This is a genomic window from Rhodococcus sp. NPDC003348 (assembly GCF_053589375.1).
The window spans coordinates 55033-69968 of the sequence record NZ_JBSFRT010000033.1; the positions used below are offsets into that span (position 1 = coordinate 55033).

A 14936-nucleotide genomic window follows, 5' to 3' on the forward strand; every position below is an offset into this window, starting at 1 on the left:
TCAGGCGTCGAGGCGCGCCTCGAGCCCGCGGCGAACGACGGGCCAGTCCTCGGCGATCACCGCGAACATGACGGAGTCGCGGATCGTGCCGTCCTCACGGCGGAAGTGCCGCCGCAGGGTTCCTTCGTAGCGGGCGCCGAGACGCGCGATGGCCTGCTGCGAGCGCTGGTTACGGGTGTCCGTCTTGAGCTGGACGCGGCCGGCGCCCAGGGTGTCGAACGCGTATCCCAGCAGGAGCAGCTTGGCTTCCGGGTTGACCACCCCGGCCCACACCGCCGGCGTGTAGAGGGTGTAGCCGATCTCGATCCTGGCGTCGTGCTGGTTCGCGTCGAGGTAGCCGCTCACACCGACGACCGCGCCGGCGGGTGTGTCGCCGACGGGAACTCGGGTGCGGACGGTCCACAGGTGCCAGTCCGCGCCGGCACTGCGGGCGGTGAGTATCTCCGCGAAGTGCTCGGCGTCGCGCGGTCGCCCCGGGACGTGGGCCCACACCGCGTCGTGGTCGAGCGCGCGGAACAACTCCGCCGCATCCGCCACCGGGTCCAGCGGCGCCAGCTCCACGGCCTTCCCGATCAAGGCGGTTCCGGGATCGACCGGCCACGTCATCTGCGGCCAGGGACCCTCTTCCGGGCGCGGGTCCGAGATCGGGACGAATCGGTCCGGCACTGAATTCTCCTGCACCCAACCACCTTACGGCTCCGAAACTCGACGGCGGCCGCCACCCCACCGGCAGAACCCCCGGTACACAACCCGGTTGCCGCACCCACACAACCCCTGGACGCCGAACACCCACGTGCGCACCGCAACACCCGTGTGCACACGCCCGTCCACCGACCGCCCCGCAGGGAATCGTCAGTCGGTGACGGAGATCGGAGCGAGAGCGGGCCTGCGCGGGGTCACCTCGTCGCCGGACGACTTGCCGGTGAGCCGGCGTCCGATCCACGGCATCAGGAATTCCCGGCGCCAGGTCGACTTGATCTTCTTCTCCTCGGCCGCGCTGCGGACCGGCGCGGGTCCGAGGTCCGGAACCACCAGACCGTGCGGGACCCGGAGCGCGTCGAGCACCTCGACGGCCATCCGCTGGTGCCCGTGGGTCGACATGTGGAGCCGGTCCCAGTCCCACATCCGGTCGTCGTCGTAGCCGTCGAACCGCCAGAAGTCGATCAGCGTGGCGCCGTGCCTGTCGGCGACACCACGAACGAGTTCGTTGTAGATCGCGGTCCGGCCGCGGAACATCTTGAACACCGAGTCCCAGCCGGCGTCGTAGGCCGTCCAGATCGCGACGGTCGCGCCGGCGGCGGTGAGCCTGCCGACCGCGTCGTCGTACCGGGCGACGAGTGCGTCGATGTCCACGGACGGGCGCATCAGGTCGTTGCCGCCCGCGTACATCGTCACGAGGTCGGGCGACATCGTCAGCGCCGCATCGAGTTGGTCGTCGAGCACCTGCCCGAGCAGCTTGCCGCGCACCGCGAGGTTTGCGTAGGCGAAGTCGTCGGTCCGGTCGGCGAGCTGCTCGGCGACCCGATCCGCCCAGCCCCGAAGCTCGTTCGGCCGGGACGGTGCCGGGTCGCCGAGGCCCTCGGTGAACGAGTCACCCAGGGCGACATAGCGGTGAAAGACAGGTTCCGGCGCACTCACGCCACCCATACTGCCAGCGTGCGTCAGGTCACATCCGACAGGGTTGCGCCATGCAACATGGCGCGGACGTCAGACGTCGGTGGAGAACCGCACCCCGCCGTCGGGCAGCGTGACACCCGGCCACACCCGCGCCCCGCGCAGCAGTTCGCAGCGGGCACCGACGTCTGCACCGTCACCGATCACCGCATCCCGCACCAGCGCCCGCGGCCCGATCCGGGCGCCGAAGCCGATGATGGACCGCTCGACGGTCGCACCGGCCTCCACGACCGCACCGTCGAACAGCACGGCACCGTCGAGACGCGCCCCGGCACCGACCTCGGCGCCGCGACCGACAACGGTGCCGCCGATCAGCACGGCACCGGGACCGATACCCGCGCCGGGATGAACCAGCGACTCACCGCGTTGCCCGTTCAGTGCCGGTGACGGCGCGATGCCCCGCACCAGGTCCGCGGACCCGCGGACGAAGTCCTCGGGTGTGCCCATGTCGCGCCAGTACGAGTTGTCGACGAAGCCGTACACGCGACGGCCGTCGGCGAGCAGGTTCGGGAACACCTCGCGTTCGACGGACACCGGGCGACCCGACGGGATCTTCTCGATGATCTCGCGCCTGAAGACGTAGCAGCCTGCGTTGATCTGGTCGGTCGGCGGGTCCTGCGTCTTCTCCAGGAAGTGGGTGACGCGGTCGTCCTCGTCGGTGGTGACGCAACCGTACGCGCGCGGATCGCCGACCCGCACCAGGTGCAGGGTCACGTCCGCCTCGTGCTCCGAGTGGGAGGCGAGAACGTCACGCAGGTCGGTGCCCCCGAGCACGTCGCCGTTGAAGACGATGACGTTGTCGGCGCGCAGCTTCGGCAGCACGTTGCGGATGCCGCCGCCGGTGCCGAGGGGTTCGGTCTCGGTGACGTATTCGATCTCCAGCCCCAGCTCGGAGCCGTCACCGAAGTGTTCCTCGAACACCTCCGCCTGGAACGAGGTGCCGAGAACGACATGGGTGATGCCCGCGGCCTTGATGCGCGCCAGCAGGTGCGTCAGAAAGGGCAGTCCCGCGGTCGGCAGCATCGGCTTGGGCGCGGACAGGGTCAGCGGCCGCAGCCGGGTTCCCTTCCCTCCCACCAGCACAACCGCGTCCACCGCACCGACTTCCAGTTTCTCGGCGGTGTCGTTCGTCACCGTCATGTCAGTTCCCCTCGTCCTTCGCTCTGCTTCGTACGGCCGCCGCAACAGCCATTTTCGATCGCACCGCCAAGCCCCCCTTGAGCGCCCAGCGCAGCGGTGCCTGCCACCAGTGTGGATGACGATCCGCCTGGAATCGGTATGCACTCTGGTGGTGTGCGGGCAGCATCAGCTCCGGATGCCGTCCCGCCGCATGTCCTTTCGCGTGGGTCACCTCGGCGGACGGCACGTACACGTTGTGCCACCCGGCCCGGCCCAGCCGGTCGCCGAGGTCCACGTCCTCCATGTACATGAAGTAGCGGGAGTCGAAGCCGTCGATCGAGTCGAACGCGGCGCGCCGCACCAGCAGGCACGACCCCGACAGCCAGCCGACCGCCCGCTCCGAGATCTGCTCGTCCTCCTGCCGGTACCGAGTGGTCCACGGGTTCGACGGCCACACCGTGCCGAGCACCGCGTGACCGGCACCGGACACCAGACCCGGGACGTGCCGCGCCGACGGGTAGACGGTGCCGTCCGGTTCGAGAACCAGCGGTCCCAGCGCCCCGGCGCGCGGCCACCGCGCCGCCGCCTTGAGCAGCTCGTCGATCGACCCGGCACCCCAGCGGATGTCGGGGTTGGCGATGACGACGAACTCCGCCGACGGATCGATCTCGGCCACGGCCCGGTTGATCGCACCGCCGTAGCCGATGTTTCCGCCGGTCCGCAGGAGCCGGACGTGGTCGTTGGCCTCGGCCGCGGCCTCGGGCGCGCCGTCGGTGGATCCGTTGTCCGCGAGGATGACCTGCGTCGACAGCTCGGTTGCGTCCTCGAGGGTGTCCAGGAAACCCTGGAGGTGTTTGCCGGGCGAATACGTCACCGTCACCACGGCCAGCTGCGAACTCACGCCCGTCACCCTATCCGCTGCCGGTCGGCAACTGATCCAGGGCCGCTGCCAGTGCCTCTTCCCAGGGACGCAGCGGCGTCAGGCCCGCCGCCGCCCACGACGACGGGGACAGGACCGAATAGGCAGGCCGGGGTGCCGGTCGCGGGAACCGGTCGCTGCTGCACGGGCGCACCCTCTCGGGGTCGGCGCCGACCCCGGCGAACACGGCTCGCGCCAGGTCGAACCAACTGGCTCGCCCCGCGTTGGTGGCGTGCAGCACCGTGCCCGCCATGCCCGGCCTGGCGGCCAGCTCGAGCAGCCCGTCGGCCAGGTCCCCGGCGAACGTCGGCGACCCGATCTGGTCGTCGACGACGTCGACGGTGTCGCGCTCACGTTGTATCCGGAGCATCGTGGCGACGAAGTCGGAGCCCGTCCCGGTGTACACCCAGGCGGTGCGCACCACGACGGCGGACGGGTCCGCGCTCCGCACCGCGCGCTCCCCCGCCAGCTTGGTGCGTCCGTACACGGTGCGCGGCCCGGTGGGGGCGTCCACGTCGTACGGCGCGACCGCGTCACCGGCGAACACGTAGTCGGTGGACACGTGCACCAGCCGGGCACCGGCCCGGGCCGTCGCCTCCGCGAGGATCCGGGGCCCGGTCACGTTCGTCGCGGTCGCGGCCTCCAGCTCGGTTTCGGCGGCGTCGACCGCGGTGTACGCGGCGCAGTTCAGTACGACGGCGCCGGGCCGGACGACGTCCCGTACGGCGGCCTCGTCGGTGATGTCCAGGTCCGTCGACGTGAGTCCGGCGATCTCGATGCCTGCCGCGCGGGCACTGTCCCGGCGGCGCAGCAACTGGGTGCCGACTTGCCCGCCGGCACCGGTCACAACGATATTCGTCACACCGCAAAGTCTGGCACGCCGGTTTCGGCTCACCGGGTCGCCGGGTGTTCGCCAGTAGCCTAGGACCCGGATTGGTGGAGAACGGTTAGGGGCAGCGTTTGCCGGACAACAGGGTGCCGGGCGAGAGACGAGCGCGCCGGTCGACCACGAGCGACCGGCGCTCGAGGACGGCCGACGGCGCACGAGACGGGGCCCGGACCTCACGGGCCCGGCCGCTGCAGGTGGCGATCGCTGCGGTGGCGGCCCTCGTGCTGGTCGTCACCGGATTCGCGTGGCGCGGTGTAGACGCGCTCGAATCGAATCTCGCGACCGCGAGACTCGGACTCGGCGGGACGAAGGACGGCGCGCTCGACCTGTTGCTCGTGGGCACCGACAGCCGCACCGACGCGCACGGCAACCCGCTGAGCCAGCAGGAACTCGAGTCCCTGCGCGCCGGTGACGCGGAGGCCGACAACACCGACACGATCGTGCTCGTCCGGATTCCGAGCAACGGCGAGTCGGCGACCGCGATCTCCATTCCCCGCGACTCGTACGTCAAGGTTCCGGGCATCGGGATGTCGAAGATCAATGCCGCGTTCGGGGCGACCAAGGCGACGGAGAAGCAGAAGCTCGTCGACGAGGGCACCGACGACGCGACCGCCGAGAAGGAGGCCACCCAGGCCGGCCGGGAGGCGCTGATCAAGTCGGTCGCCGACCTCACCGGCGTCACCGTCGACCACTACGCCGAGATCGGCCTGCTGGGGTTCGTGCTGCTCACCGATGCGGTCGGCGGCGTGGAGGTGTGTCTGAACAACGCCGTCGACGAGCCGTTGTCCGGCGCGAACTTCCCCGCCGGCGAGCAGTCCCTCTCCGGCGCCCAGGCGCTGTCGTTCGTGCGGCAGCGGCACGAACTGCAGCGCGGCGACCTCGACCGGATCGTGCGGCAGCAGGTGTTCATGGCGTCGCTGGTGCACGAGGTCCTCAGCGCCAAGACGCTGAGCAACCCCGGCAAGCTGTCGCAGTTGACGTCCGCCGTGCAGCGGTCGGTCGTGCTGGACGAGGACTGGGACGTCATCGGTTTCGCGCGGGAACTGCAGCACCTCGCCGGCGGGCAGATCCGGTTCGAGACCATCCCGGTGGTCGACATCAACGCCATGACCGACTACGGCGAGTCGATCGTCCAGGTCGATCCGAAGGCCGTCCGCGCGCACGTGGCCGGACTGGCCGGGGACAGCGACACCGACAAGGACACCGAACCGACGCCGACCGTGGATCCGTCCACCGTCATCGTCGACGTCTCCAACGACAGCGGCATCGGCGGTCTCGCCGCCCGGGTCTCGGATGCCCTGTCCGCCAAGGGGTATCGGCCCGGCGTCGTCGGCAACAACACCGGTGACACGGTGTCGGAGAGCCAGGTGCGGGCCGCCGACCCCGACTCCGACGCCGCGAAATCGGTGGCCGCTTCACTCGGCGGACTGCCGGTGGTGCAGGATTCCGCACTGACGAAGAACACGGTGCGGGTGGTCCTCGCCACGGATTACGACGGTCCCGGTTCCGGGTCGACGTCCGCGACGACCTCGACCGACCCGACCTCCGACATCGTCGACCAGGGCACCAGCCCGACCCCGGTCCCGCCCGGCCCGCCGATCGACGCGGGGCGCACGGGCCCGCAGTGCGTGAACTGAATGCGTGAACGAGCGCGTGAACCGAGGGAGCAGGGCCAGACCATGACAGCAGCGACGAACCTCACCTCGGCACTGCTCGACCCGATCCTGCAGCGCGACCCGGCCGGTCCCCGCGTCACCTGGTACGACGACCGGTCCGGCGCCCGGATCGAACTGTCGGCGCTGACCCTCGCGAACTGGGCGGCCAAGACCGCCAACCTGATCCGCGACGAGTTCGGACTGGTGCCGGGGTCGCGGGTGTGCGTGCTGCTGCCCGCGCACTGGCAGAGCGCCGCAGTGCTCCTGGGCTGCTGGTGGGCCGGCGCCGAGGTGGTGCTCGAGCCGGACCCCGACGCGGACCTGGCCCTGATCACCGCGGATCGCCTCGACGAGGCGGCGGACGCCGCCGAGATCGCGGTGCTTTCGCTGGACGCGTTCGGACGTCCCGCCGAGAACCTGCCGGTCGGGGTCACCGACTACGCGACCTCGGTTCGGGTGCACGGTGACCAGTTCCGCCCCGACGCCGCGCCCGCAGGCGCACCCGCCCTGGACGGACGATCGGTGGTCGAGGTGCTCGGTGCCGCGACCGAATCGGCTTCGGCACAAGGGTTCTCCGCGCAGGACCGGGTGCTGTCGACCACCGACTGGACGACGGCCGGTGAGCTCGTCGACGGACTGCTGTCGATCCTGGCCGTCGGCGCGTCGCTGGTGCAGGTGACGAACCCGGACCCGGACCGGACGGAGCGTCGCATCGAGGCGGAGAAGGTCACCGCCCGCCGCGGCTGACGGCACCCGATCGGCCCGACCGGCAGACTCGACCACCCGTCAGCGGTTCCCGTCCGCGCCGCGCAGGTACCCGCCGTCGCGCAGTCCGGCCTCGATCTCGAACCTGTTGCGGTGCCTCGGCCGCCGGATCTCTTCGGCCAGGTAACGCACCGCGAAGGTGAGCCCGTACCGGGCCCACTGCTCGGCGTGCACGGACTCGTGCCGCAGCATCGCCGGTGACACGTTGGTTCGGGTGAGGTAGACGGCACCGACGGTGGTCCCGCCGCGGGCGAACCCGAATCTCAGGTCGGTGCACACGAACAGGCCGTGCGCGTGGTCGTACCGGATCCGGGCGCCCAGCGCGGCGGCGTAACCGAGGGCCGCGCCCGTCGCCACCAGGGCACCGACGCTCCCGCGCGAGTCCCGGACCAGTCGGGTGCGACCGGTCCGGGCCCGCTGACGGAGTGTCGCCGGACGCATCACGCCAGGCTAGCCCCGCTCAGACGGCAAGCGCCTGAACCGGAGTGGCCCGCGCCGCGGTTCGGGCAGGCACCACCGCGGCGATCACCCCCGCCACGCCGCCGACCAGCACGATCAGCGCCAACTGCAGCCACGGCATCGAACCCTGGGCCAGTCTGTCGATGCCGAACACCGAGGCCGTCCCGGCGGCGCCGAGGACCGACCCGAGCACCACCCCCAGCGCCGACGCGACAACCGCGACCAGCACGGCCTCACAGATGAGCAGGCATCGAAGACCGGACCGGGTCACGCCGAGTGCCCGCAGCAGACCCGACTCGCGCCGGCGCTCGATCACCGACAGCGCCATCGTGTTGCCGACACCGATCAGCGCGATCAGCACCGCCACCGACAGCAGTCCGACCACCACCAGCAGCAGGACGTCGAGGATCGAGTCGATCGCCGCACGCATCGACACCGCCCCTCCCACCTCGGCGGTGGGGGCGAACTCCTCTGCCACGTCGGTGATCTCGCTCTGCGCGGCCACGAGGTCGCGGTCGGGCAATCCGTCCACCAACCGGATCCACAGCGACTGTGGAACCGCCGCCAGGGCAAGGGCGTCGGCCCGCTCGACCAGCGCCGGCTGTCCCTCCCGGCCCGCCACCACCGTCAGGGACCGGCGGATACCCGCGCGCTCGACGTCCAGCCGGCCGCCGGGCGCGGCGCCGACCGCCTCCGCCTGTTCCGGCGACAGCGAGATCTCCCCGGCCGCGGGCAACGTCAACGGGATCCGCAGGGTCGCGGCCGTCTGCACCCGGTCGACACCGAGGACGGCGAGCCGGGTGCCGTCACCGGCGACCACGTCGGCCCCAAGCAGGGGTGCTGTCGAGGTCACCGACTCGATCCCCTCGATCCGCCCCTCGAGGCCCGGCGGCAGACCGGTGTCGGCGTCGATCGTGACGTCGACCGGGAACTGCTCGTCCAGCGCCCGCGGCGCCGCCGCTCCGACCGTGGCGATCCCGACGACCATCGTCGCGGTGACCGTCACCCCGACCAGCAGTGCCGTCGCGGTCGCGGTGGTCCGACGCGGGTTCCGCAGCGCATTGCCAACCGCCAACTCCCCCAGGGGTCCGACCAGCCGCGCAGGCACCCTGCCCACCGCGGCCACCAGCGGCGGCACGATGCTCCGGCCGAGGACGACCACACCGAGCGCAGTCCCGATGCCGCCAGCGCAGGCGACCGCCACCTGCTCGGCGTACACCCCGAGTCCGAGCACCGTGATTCCGGCGAGGAGTCCGGCCACCCCGGCGACCAGCCGTGTCCTCGAGGTCGCCGCCGATTCGGCGGTCGCCTCGACGGGCGCGAGCGCGGCCAGTGGGGAGACGCGAGTGGCGGCGCGGGCCGGTGCCACCGCGGCCAGGTAGGTGACGATGATTCCGACCGCGAGACCGGCCAGGACGGCGGCCGGGGTGACGGCCAGTGTGTCCAGCGGCACCGGTGCATCGAACGCCGCGGCCGCCCGGGTCACAGCCCACGCCAGCCCGATTCCGGCGAGCACCCCGGCCGTCGACGCCGCGACCCCGACGGCGAGGGCCTCGATCCCGGTGCTGCGCCGGATCTGACGCGCGGTGGCGCCGACGCACCGCAGCAGCGCCAGTTCGCGCGTTCGCGCGGCCAGCAGCACCGCGAACGTGTTCGCGATGACCAGTCCCGCGACGACCACCGCGACGGCGGCGAAGGCCAGCAGCACGTTGCGGATGGCGTCGGTGTCGCCGAGGTACGCCTTCGACGCCAGCTCGGCCCGCTCGGATCCGGTGTGCACGGTGACGTCCGGCCCGAGTGCCGCGGCGACCGCGTCCCTCAGCGCGGCCGGATCGCCGTCGCCGGCCACCCGGATCTCGTGCGCCACCGCACCATCCGGCCCACCGTCCCCCGCCCAAGCCTCGAGCTGCTGGTTCGTCGTGTACACCGCCGCACCACCGAGACGCTGCGCGCTGCCGGACAGGTCGATTTCGCCGACCACCGTCGCCGTGCCGGTGACCGCTTCCGTCCGCTCGTCGGCGCGCGCGCCGCGCACGGTCACCGCCACGCTGTCCCCGATCGCGAGTCCCGCGCCGGATCCGACCGCGATCTCCCCGGGCCCGGTCGGGTAGCGGCCCTGGGCGAGCCGCTGCCAGCGCAGGTCCGGCGCCTCCGCGAGCGAGGTGATCGTGCCGAACAGCTTGCCGCGACCGGCGGCGGCGACCTTCACCGGCGCCTGCGCGTCGACGGTGACCGCCCGCACTCCGGGGAGGGTCGCGACCTGCTCGGCCGCGGCTCGCGCCCGCCCGGCGCCCGCGAGGTCGTCGACCACCACCGTGGTCGTCCGGTACTGACCGGCGAGCGAGTTGGTCACGCTCGCGGAGGTCGTCGAACCGAGTACCAGCGTCGCGACCACGAAGGCCACCGCGATCAGGATGGCGGCACCGGAGGCCAGGTAGCGGCCGCCGTGGGCGCGGACCTGCGCCAACGTCAGGCTCAGCATGCGCGCGCCCCCAGGCCTCGCATCGTCTCGATCACCGAATCCGGCGTCGGAGAGTCGATTTCACCGGCAACGTGGCCGTCGGCGAGCAGCACGACCCGGTCGGCGTAGGACGCGGCGACCGGGTCGTGGGTCACCATCACCACGGTCTGCCCGACCTCCCGGACGCTGGCGCGCAGCAGCGCGAGCACCTCGGCGCCCGCGTGCGAGTCCAGGTTGCCGGTGGGTTCGTCCGCGAACACGACGTCGGGTCGGGGCAGCAGCGCCCGGGCGACCGCGACCCGTTGTTGCTGGCCACCGGACAACTCGTGCGGCCGATGCGCCAGCCGATCGCTCAATCCGAGCCGGGTGACGATCTGATGCATCCACATCCGGTCGGGCTCGACGCCGGCCAGGCGCATGGGCAGCAGCATGTTCTCCTCCGCGGTGAGCACCGGCAGCAGGTTGAACGCCTGGAACACGAACCCTATCCGGTCGCGGCGCAGTTCGGTCAGGCCCCGGTCGTCGAGTCCGGTCAGGTCGGTCTCCCCGAGATACACCCGGCCGCTGGACGGCTCGTCCAGGCCGGCGAGGCAGTGCATCAGAGTCGACTTGCCGGACCCGGACGGGCCCATGATCGCGGTGAAGGCGCCGCGGCGGAACTCGACGTCCACCGCGTCCAGCGCGCGGACCGCGGCCTCCCCTTCCCCGTGCAGTTTGGTCAACGCGACCGCGCGTGCCGCCGAAATGTCCAGTGTGGTCATGCTTTCCACGCTAGGTGCGCGGACACGTCCGGGTCGTCGCCGTGCGGGGGGATCTTCGATGGTGCCGCGTCATACCCACCGCCGGTGGTGTGTCATACCGGAGGGGGACACCGCTGACGCCATCCCGCGGGACGGGGCCGAGATCGGCGGAACGCGCGGGCACTACCCGCGGAGCAGGTCCTCGGGCCGGACCAGGCCGATCCGGTACGCGAATACCACCGCCTGCACCCGGTCGCGCGAATCCGTCTTCGAAAGTACCCGTCCCACATGCGTTTTCACGGTCGCCTCCGAGACGTGGAATCGCGCCGCGATCTCGGCGTTGGACAACCCGTACGCCATCGCCTCGAGCACCTCCACCTCCCGCGGGGTCAGATCGTCCGGAAGACGCTGCGGCGGACCGGACAGGATCGGCCCCACGTGCTGCAGCAGCCGGCGAGTCGAGCGGGCCGCGATCACCGCGTCACCGCGGTGCACCGTCCGCAGTGCGGCGAGCAGTTCCTCCGGCTGGGCGTCCTTGAGGAGAAATCCGCTGGCCCCGGCCGAGATCGCACCGATCACGTACTCGTCGTTGTCGAAGGTGGTCAATACCACCACCTTCGGGGCCGGCTCGCCGGCCGTCATGCGCCGGGTCGCCTCGATGCCGTCCAGGTTCGGCATCTGCACGTCCATCAGCACCACGTCGGCCCGGACGTCGGCCAGCTCACGCAACGCCTGCGCGCCGTCCGATGCCTCGACCACCACGGTCATGTCCGGCTGGGAGTCGATAACCATCCGGAAGCCCGCCCGGACCAGTTGCTGGTCGTCGACCAGGGCCACCCGGATCGGGTTCCCGTCATCCGACATCGTGTTCTCACACCCTTCTCGTGTACGGCAATTCGGTTCGAACCCGGTACCCGCCGCCGGGGATCGGACCGGCGTCGAAGTCGCCGCCGTGCAGTTCCGCTCGTTCCCGCATCCCCAGCACTCCCTGCCCGCCACCCGTCGAGGGGACGAGCGCTCCGGCGGCCCCGCGACCGTCGTCGACGATGCTCAACTCGAGCCCGTGGTCGGCCCACCGCACCGTGACCACGACCTGCGCGGCCGGTCCCGCGTGTTTGAGCACGTTGGTCAACGACTCCTGCACGATCCGGTACGCGGTCAGTCCGGCGCCGGTGGACAGCTCGCGCGGCTCCCCCTCGACCTGCAGGTCGACCCGCAGTCCGCCGCGCCGCACGTCACCCACCAACTCCTCGATGTCCGACACCTGCGGCGTCGAGCGCGTCTCCCGCGGGGCGTCCTCACGCAGCACCGACAGCAGCGCGCGCATGTCCGTCAGCGCCTGCCTGCCGGTTTCGGCGATCGTCTCGAGTGCGGCGACCGCGGCCGCGGGATCCGAGGGCGCACCGTAGCGTCCGCCGTCGGCCTGGGCGATCACGACGGTCAGCGAATGTGCCACGATGTCGTGCATTTCGCGGGCGATGCGGGTGCGTTCGCCCATCGCCGCCAGTTCCGCCTCCTGCGCCCGCTCGAGTTCGAGCAACCGCGCCCGCTCGGTCAGGCCCTCGAGTTCCTGGTTGCGTACCCGCCGCAGATCGCCGAACGCCCACACCGCGACGACGATCACGATCAGGAACGCCGTGGTGAACGTCGTTCCCTGCCAGTTCATGGACTCGCCGCGGAAGTAGCGCAACCCGGCCGCCAGTGCGCCGAGGAGCGCGACGGCCAGTCCGGTGCTGCTCGCCCACCGGGGACCGTAGGCGGCGAGCGCGTACAGCGCGATCGGGACCGCGATCACCGACGGCAGCATCATGTTCGGCACCAGGATCACATGCGCGACCGCGAAGGCCGCCACCGTCATCCCGGCCGCGGCCACGTGGGTACGCCGCCAGGCCAGGGGCACCGTCATGCCCAGCGTGATCAGGACCGCGACGAGGTCGACGCCCTCGCCGGTGAACGCCACCAGGGTGCCGCAGAGCAACGTCAGCAGCACCGCGACCGTGCGGTCGATGCCGACGACGTGCTCGGCACTCCAGCGGTACCACCGCTCGCTCAGCGGGAATCGGGGCATGGGCACCAGCGTAGCCACCGTTCCCGGCATCCTCCCCGGAGACGACAGTGCCCGAATGGCCCATCCGTTCAGTTCGATTGAACGAATGGGCCATTCGGGAACGCTGGGGGTGTTGTGCGTCAGCTCACTTGAGCAGGGCGCGCGACATGACGACGCGCTGAATCTGGTTGGTGCCCTCGTAGATCTGGGTGATCTTGGCGTCGCGCATCATCCGCTCGACCGGGAAGTCGGTGGTGTAGCCGGCGCCACCGAACAGCTGCACCGCGTTGGTGGTGACCTCCATCGCGACGTCGGAGGCCAGGCACTTGGCGGCGGCGGAGATGAAGCCGAGGTTCTTCTCGCCGCGCTCGGCACGAGCGGCCGCGGTGTAGACCATGAGGCGGGCCGACTCGATCTTCATCGCCATGTCGGCGAGCATGAACTGGGTGTTCTGGAACGACGCGATCGAGGTGCCGAACTGCTTGCGGTCCTTGGTGTACGCGAGTGCGGCGTCGAACGCACCCTGGGCCAGACCGATCGCCTGCGCGCCGATGGTCGGGCGGGTGTGGTCGAGGGTCTCGAGGGCGGTCTTGAAGCCGGTGCCTGGCTCGCCGATGATCCGGTCGCCCGGGATGCGGCAGTTCTCGAAGTACAGCTCGGCGGTCGGCGAGCCCTTGATGCCGAGCTTGTGCTCGAGCGGGCCGACGACGAAGCCCTCGTCGTCCTTGTGGACCATGAACGCGGAGATGCCGTTGGCGCCCTTGTCGGCGTCGGTGACGGCCATGACGGTGTACCAGGTGGACTGGCCGCCGTTGGTGATCCAGCACTTGGAGCCGTTGAGGATCCAGTCGTCGCCGTCGGCCTTGGCGCGGGTACGCATCGCGGCGGCGTCGGAGCCGGCCTCACGCTCGGAGAGCGCGTAGGACGCCATCGCACCGCCGGCGATCTCGGGGAGCACCTTCTTCTTCAGCTCCTCGGAGCCCTTGAGGATCAGGCCCATGGTGCCGAGCTTGTTGACGGCGGGGATCAGCGAGGAGGAACCGCAGACACGCGCGACCTCTTCGATGACGATGCACGCGGCGACGGAGTCGGCGCCCTGGCCGTCGTATGCCTCGGGGACGTGGACGGCGTTGAAGCCGGACGCGATGAGGGCATCGAGCGCCTCCTTCGGGAACCGGGCCTTCTCGTCGACCTCCTTGGCGTACGGCGCGATCTCCTTCTCGGCCAGCGCGCGGATCGCGGCCCGCAGCTCGTCGTGCTCGTCAGCGAGCTTGAACAGGTCGAAGTCCGGGTTTCCAGCCATCAGTCGCTCCTTGGTGGGAAGTCGCGTCACCGCATGTGGGTCAGACGATCAGCGCGGCACTCAGTGCCATTCACGGGCCATCATACCGCACACCCTCCGACGAGCTCGGGGTACTACGTGCCAGGGCGCGGCACCGAGTGCCACCCTTTACGACCGATGACCGTCCAGCCTGCGCTGGAGCAGGTCCGCCACGCGCTGGGGCGCGGTCCCGCGCGGGAACACCGCGACCACGACGTCCTCGTCCCGATCGGATTCGGTGTCCGCCGGGTCCACACGCCGGCGGATCTCGGCGAGCGCTGCCCGCAACTCCGGGGAGGTGGTCTCGGCGCCGTCGCGCACCATCCGGCGCAGCAGGTAGTTGTGCGTCGCGGTCACCGATGCCGCGAACTGCACGCGGGCGAGGTCGTCGGCGTCGGGCAGCGCACGACGGAGGTACTCGACGAAGAGCCGCTCGTAGCGGTAGCCGGTGACGATCTCGCGGTCCCGCAGTGCGGGCACCTCGTGCACCACCGCGTACCGGCGGGCGGCGACGTCGTCCCAGTGCGAGAAGCGCTCGAAGACGATCACGGCCGCATCGCACACCGCATCCCAGGGGTCGGCGTGGTCCTCGGCGAGGAACCGGGACGCCTGTGCGAGCAGGATCTCGTGGTCGGCGAAGACCACGTCCTCCTTGGACCGGAACTGCCGGAAGAACGTCCGGCGCGAAATGCCCGCGGCGTCGGCGATCTCGTCGACGCTGGTGGCCTCGTACCCCTGCTCGGAGAACAGCCGTAGCGCCTCCGACACCACCTGAAGCCGAAAGCTGTCTGAATCGTCGGGCATGGCCTCAGCGTAGAGGCGCTTCGCGCCTGTGCGCCTTTTCGGTGGCTGGAGCCACCGAAAAGGCGCACAGGCGCCTACGGTGC

The 14936-nt window shown here is 71.0% G+C and carries 14 protein-coding genes; 2 read left to right on the forward strand and 12 right to left on the reverse strand.

Going from position 1 to position 14936, the window contains the following annotated elements; all coding sequences use genetic code 11:
- The 5 genes from ACWDU4_RS20445 to rfbD form a co-directional block, all read right to left on the reverse strand.
- Positions 1–681, reverse strand: a complete 681-nt coding sequence (locus ACWDU4_RS20445) for a GNAT family N-acetyltransferase (protein ID WP_450115742.1) — start codon at positions 679–681, stop codon at positions 1–3.
- 171 nt (positions 682–852) lie between these two features.
- Positions 853–1638 (reverse strand): SGNH/GDSL hydrolase family protein, encoded by a 786-nt coding sequence (locus ACWDU4_RS20450; RefSeq protein ID WP_450115743.1) that lies wholly within the window; start codon positions 1636–1638, stop codon positions 853–855.
- A gap of 69 nt (positions 1639–1707) precedes the next feature.
- Complete coding sequence (locus ACWDU4_RS20455) at positions 1708–2814, reverse strand: sugar phosphate nucleotidyltransferase (RefSeq protein WP_450115744.1); 1107 nt, start codon at positions 2812–2814, stop codon at positions 1708–1710.
- A 1-nt stretch (position 2815) separates the two neighbouring features.
- Positions 2816–3694 carry a glycosyltransferase family 2 protein gene (locus tag ACWDU4_RS20460; RefSeq protein WP_450115745.1) on the reverse strand — a complete coding sequence of 293 codons (879 nt, stop codon included), beginning with the start codon at positions 3692–3694 and terminating at the stop codon, positions 2816–2818.
- Between the two features lie 10 nt (positions 3695–3704).
- Positions 3705–4574: a dTDP-4-dehydrorhamnose reductase gene (gene rfbD, locus ACWDU4_RS20465; protein WP_450115746.1), complete on the reverse strand. Its 870-nt coding sequence runs from the start codon at positions 4572–4574 to the stop codon at positions 3705–3707.
- A gap of 113 nt (positions 4575–4687) precedes the next feature.
- Between rfbD and ACWDU4_RS20470 the strand changes: the two genes are divergently transcribed.
- Both ACWDU4_RS20470 and ACWDU4_RS20475 read left to right on the forward strand, forming a co-directional pair.
- Positions 4688–6238, forward strand: a complete 1551-nt coding sequence (locus ACWDU4_RS20470) for an LCP family protein (RefSeq protein ID WP_450115747.1) — start codon at positions 4688–4690, stop codon at positions 6236–6238.
- A 42-nt stretch (positions 6239–6280) separates the two neighbouring features.
- Complete coding sequence (locus tag ACWDU4_RS20475; RefSeq protein ID WP_450115748.1) at positions 6281–7003, forward strand: TIGR03089 family protein; 723 nt, start codon at positions 6281–6283, stop codon at positions 7001–7003.
- Between the two features lie 39 nt (positions 7004–7042).
- Here the strand turns inward: ACWDU4_RS20475 and ACWDU4_RS20480 are convergent, their stop codons facing one another.
- The 7 genes from ACWDU4_RS20480 to ACWDU4_RS20510 form a co-directional block, all read right to left on the reverse strand.
- Positions 7043–7462 (reverse strand): hypothetical protein, encoded by a 420-nt coding sequence (locus tag ACWDU4_RS20480; RefSeq protein WP_450115749.1) that lies wholly within the window; start codon positions 7460–7462, stop codon positions 7043–7045.
- Between the two features lie 19 nt (positions 7463–7481).
- Positions 7482–9962: an FtsX-like permease family protein gene (locus ACWDU4_RS20485; RefSeq protein ID WP_450115750.1), complete on the reverse strand. Its 2481-nt coding sequence runs from the start codon at positions 9960–9962 to the stop codon at positions 7482–7484.
- Positions 9956–10702, reverse strand: a complete 747-nt coding sequence (locus ACWDU4_RS20490) for an ABC transporter ATP-binding protein (RefSeq protein WP_450115751.1) — start codon at positions 10700–10702, stop codon at positions 9956–9958. The genes ACWDU4_RS20485 and ACWDU4_RS20490 overlap by 7 nt, the downstream gene beginning before the upstream one ends.
- A gap of 162 nt (positions 10703–10864) precedes the next feature.
- A complete protein-coding gene (locus ACWDU4_RS20495; RefSeq protein WP_450115752.1) occupies positions 10865–11545 on the reverse strand; it encodes a response regulator in 681 nt (226 codons plus the stop codon).
- 7 nt (positions 11546–11552) lie between these two features.
- Positions 11553–12749 carry a sensor histidine kinase gene (locus ACWDU4_RS20500; RefSeq protein ID WP_450115753.1) on the reverse strand — a complete coding sequence of 399 codons (1197 nt, stop codon included), beginning with the start codon at positions 12747–12749 and terminating at the stop codon, positions 11553–11555.
- A 124-nt stretch (positions 12750–12873) separates the two neighbouring features.
- On the reverse strand, positions 12874–14031 hold the full coding sequence (locus tag ACWDU4_RS20505) for an acyl-CoA dehydrogenase (RefSeq protein ID WP_450115754.1): 1158 nt from the start codon (positions 14029–14031) through the stop codon (positions 12874–12876).
- 147 nt (positions 14032–14178) lie between these two features.
- Complete coding sequence (locus ACWDU4_RS20510) at positions 14179–14853, reverse strand: TetR family transcriptional regulator (RefSeq protein ID WP_450115755.1); 675 nt, start codon at positions 14851–14853, stop codon at positions 14179–14181.
- Positions 14854–14936: the final 83 nt, after the last annotated feature.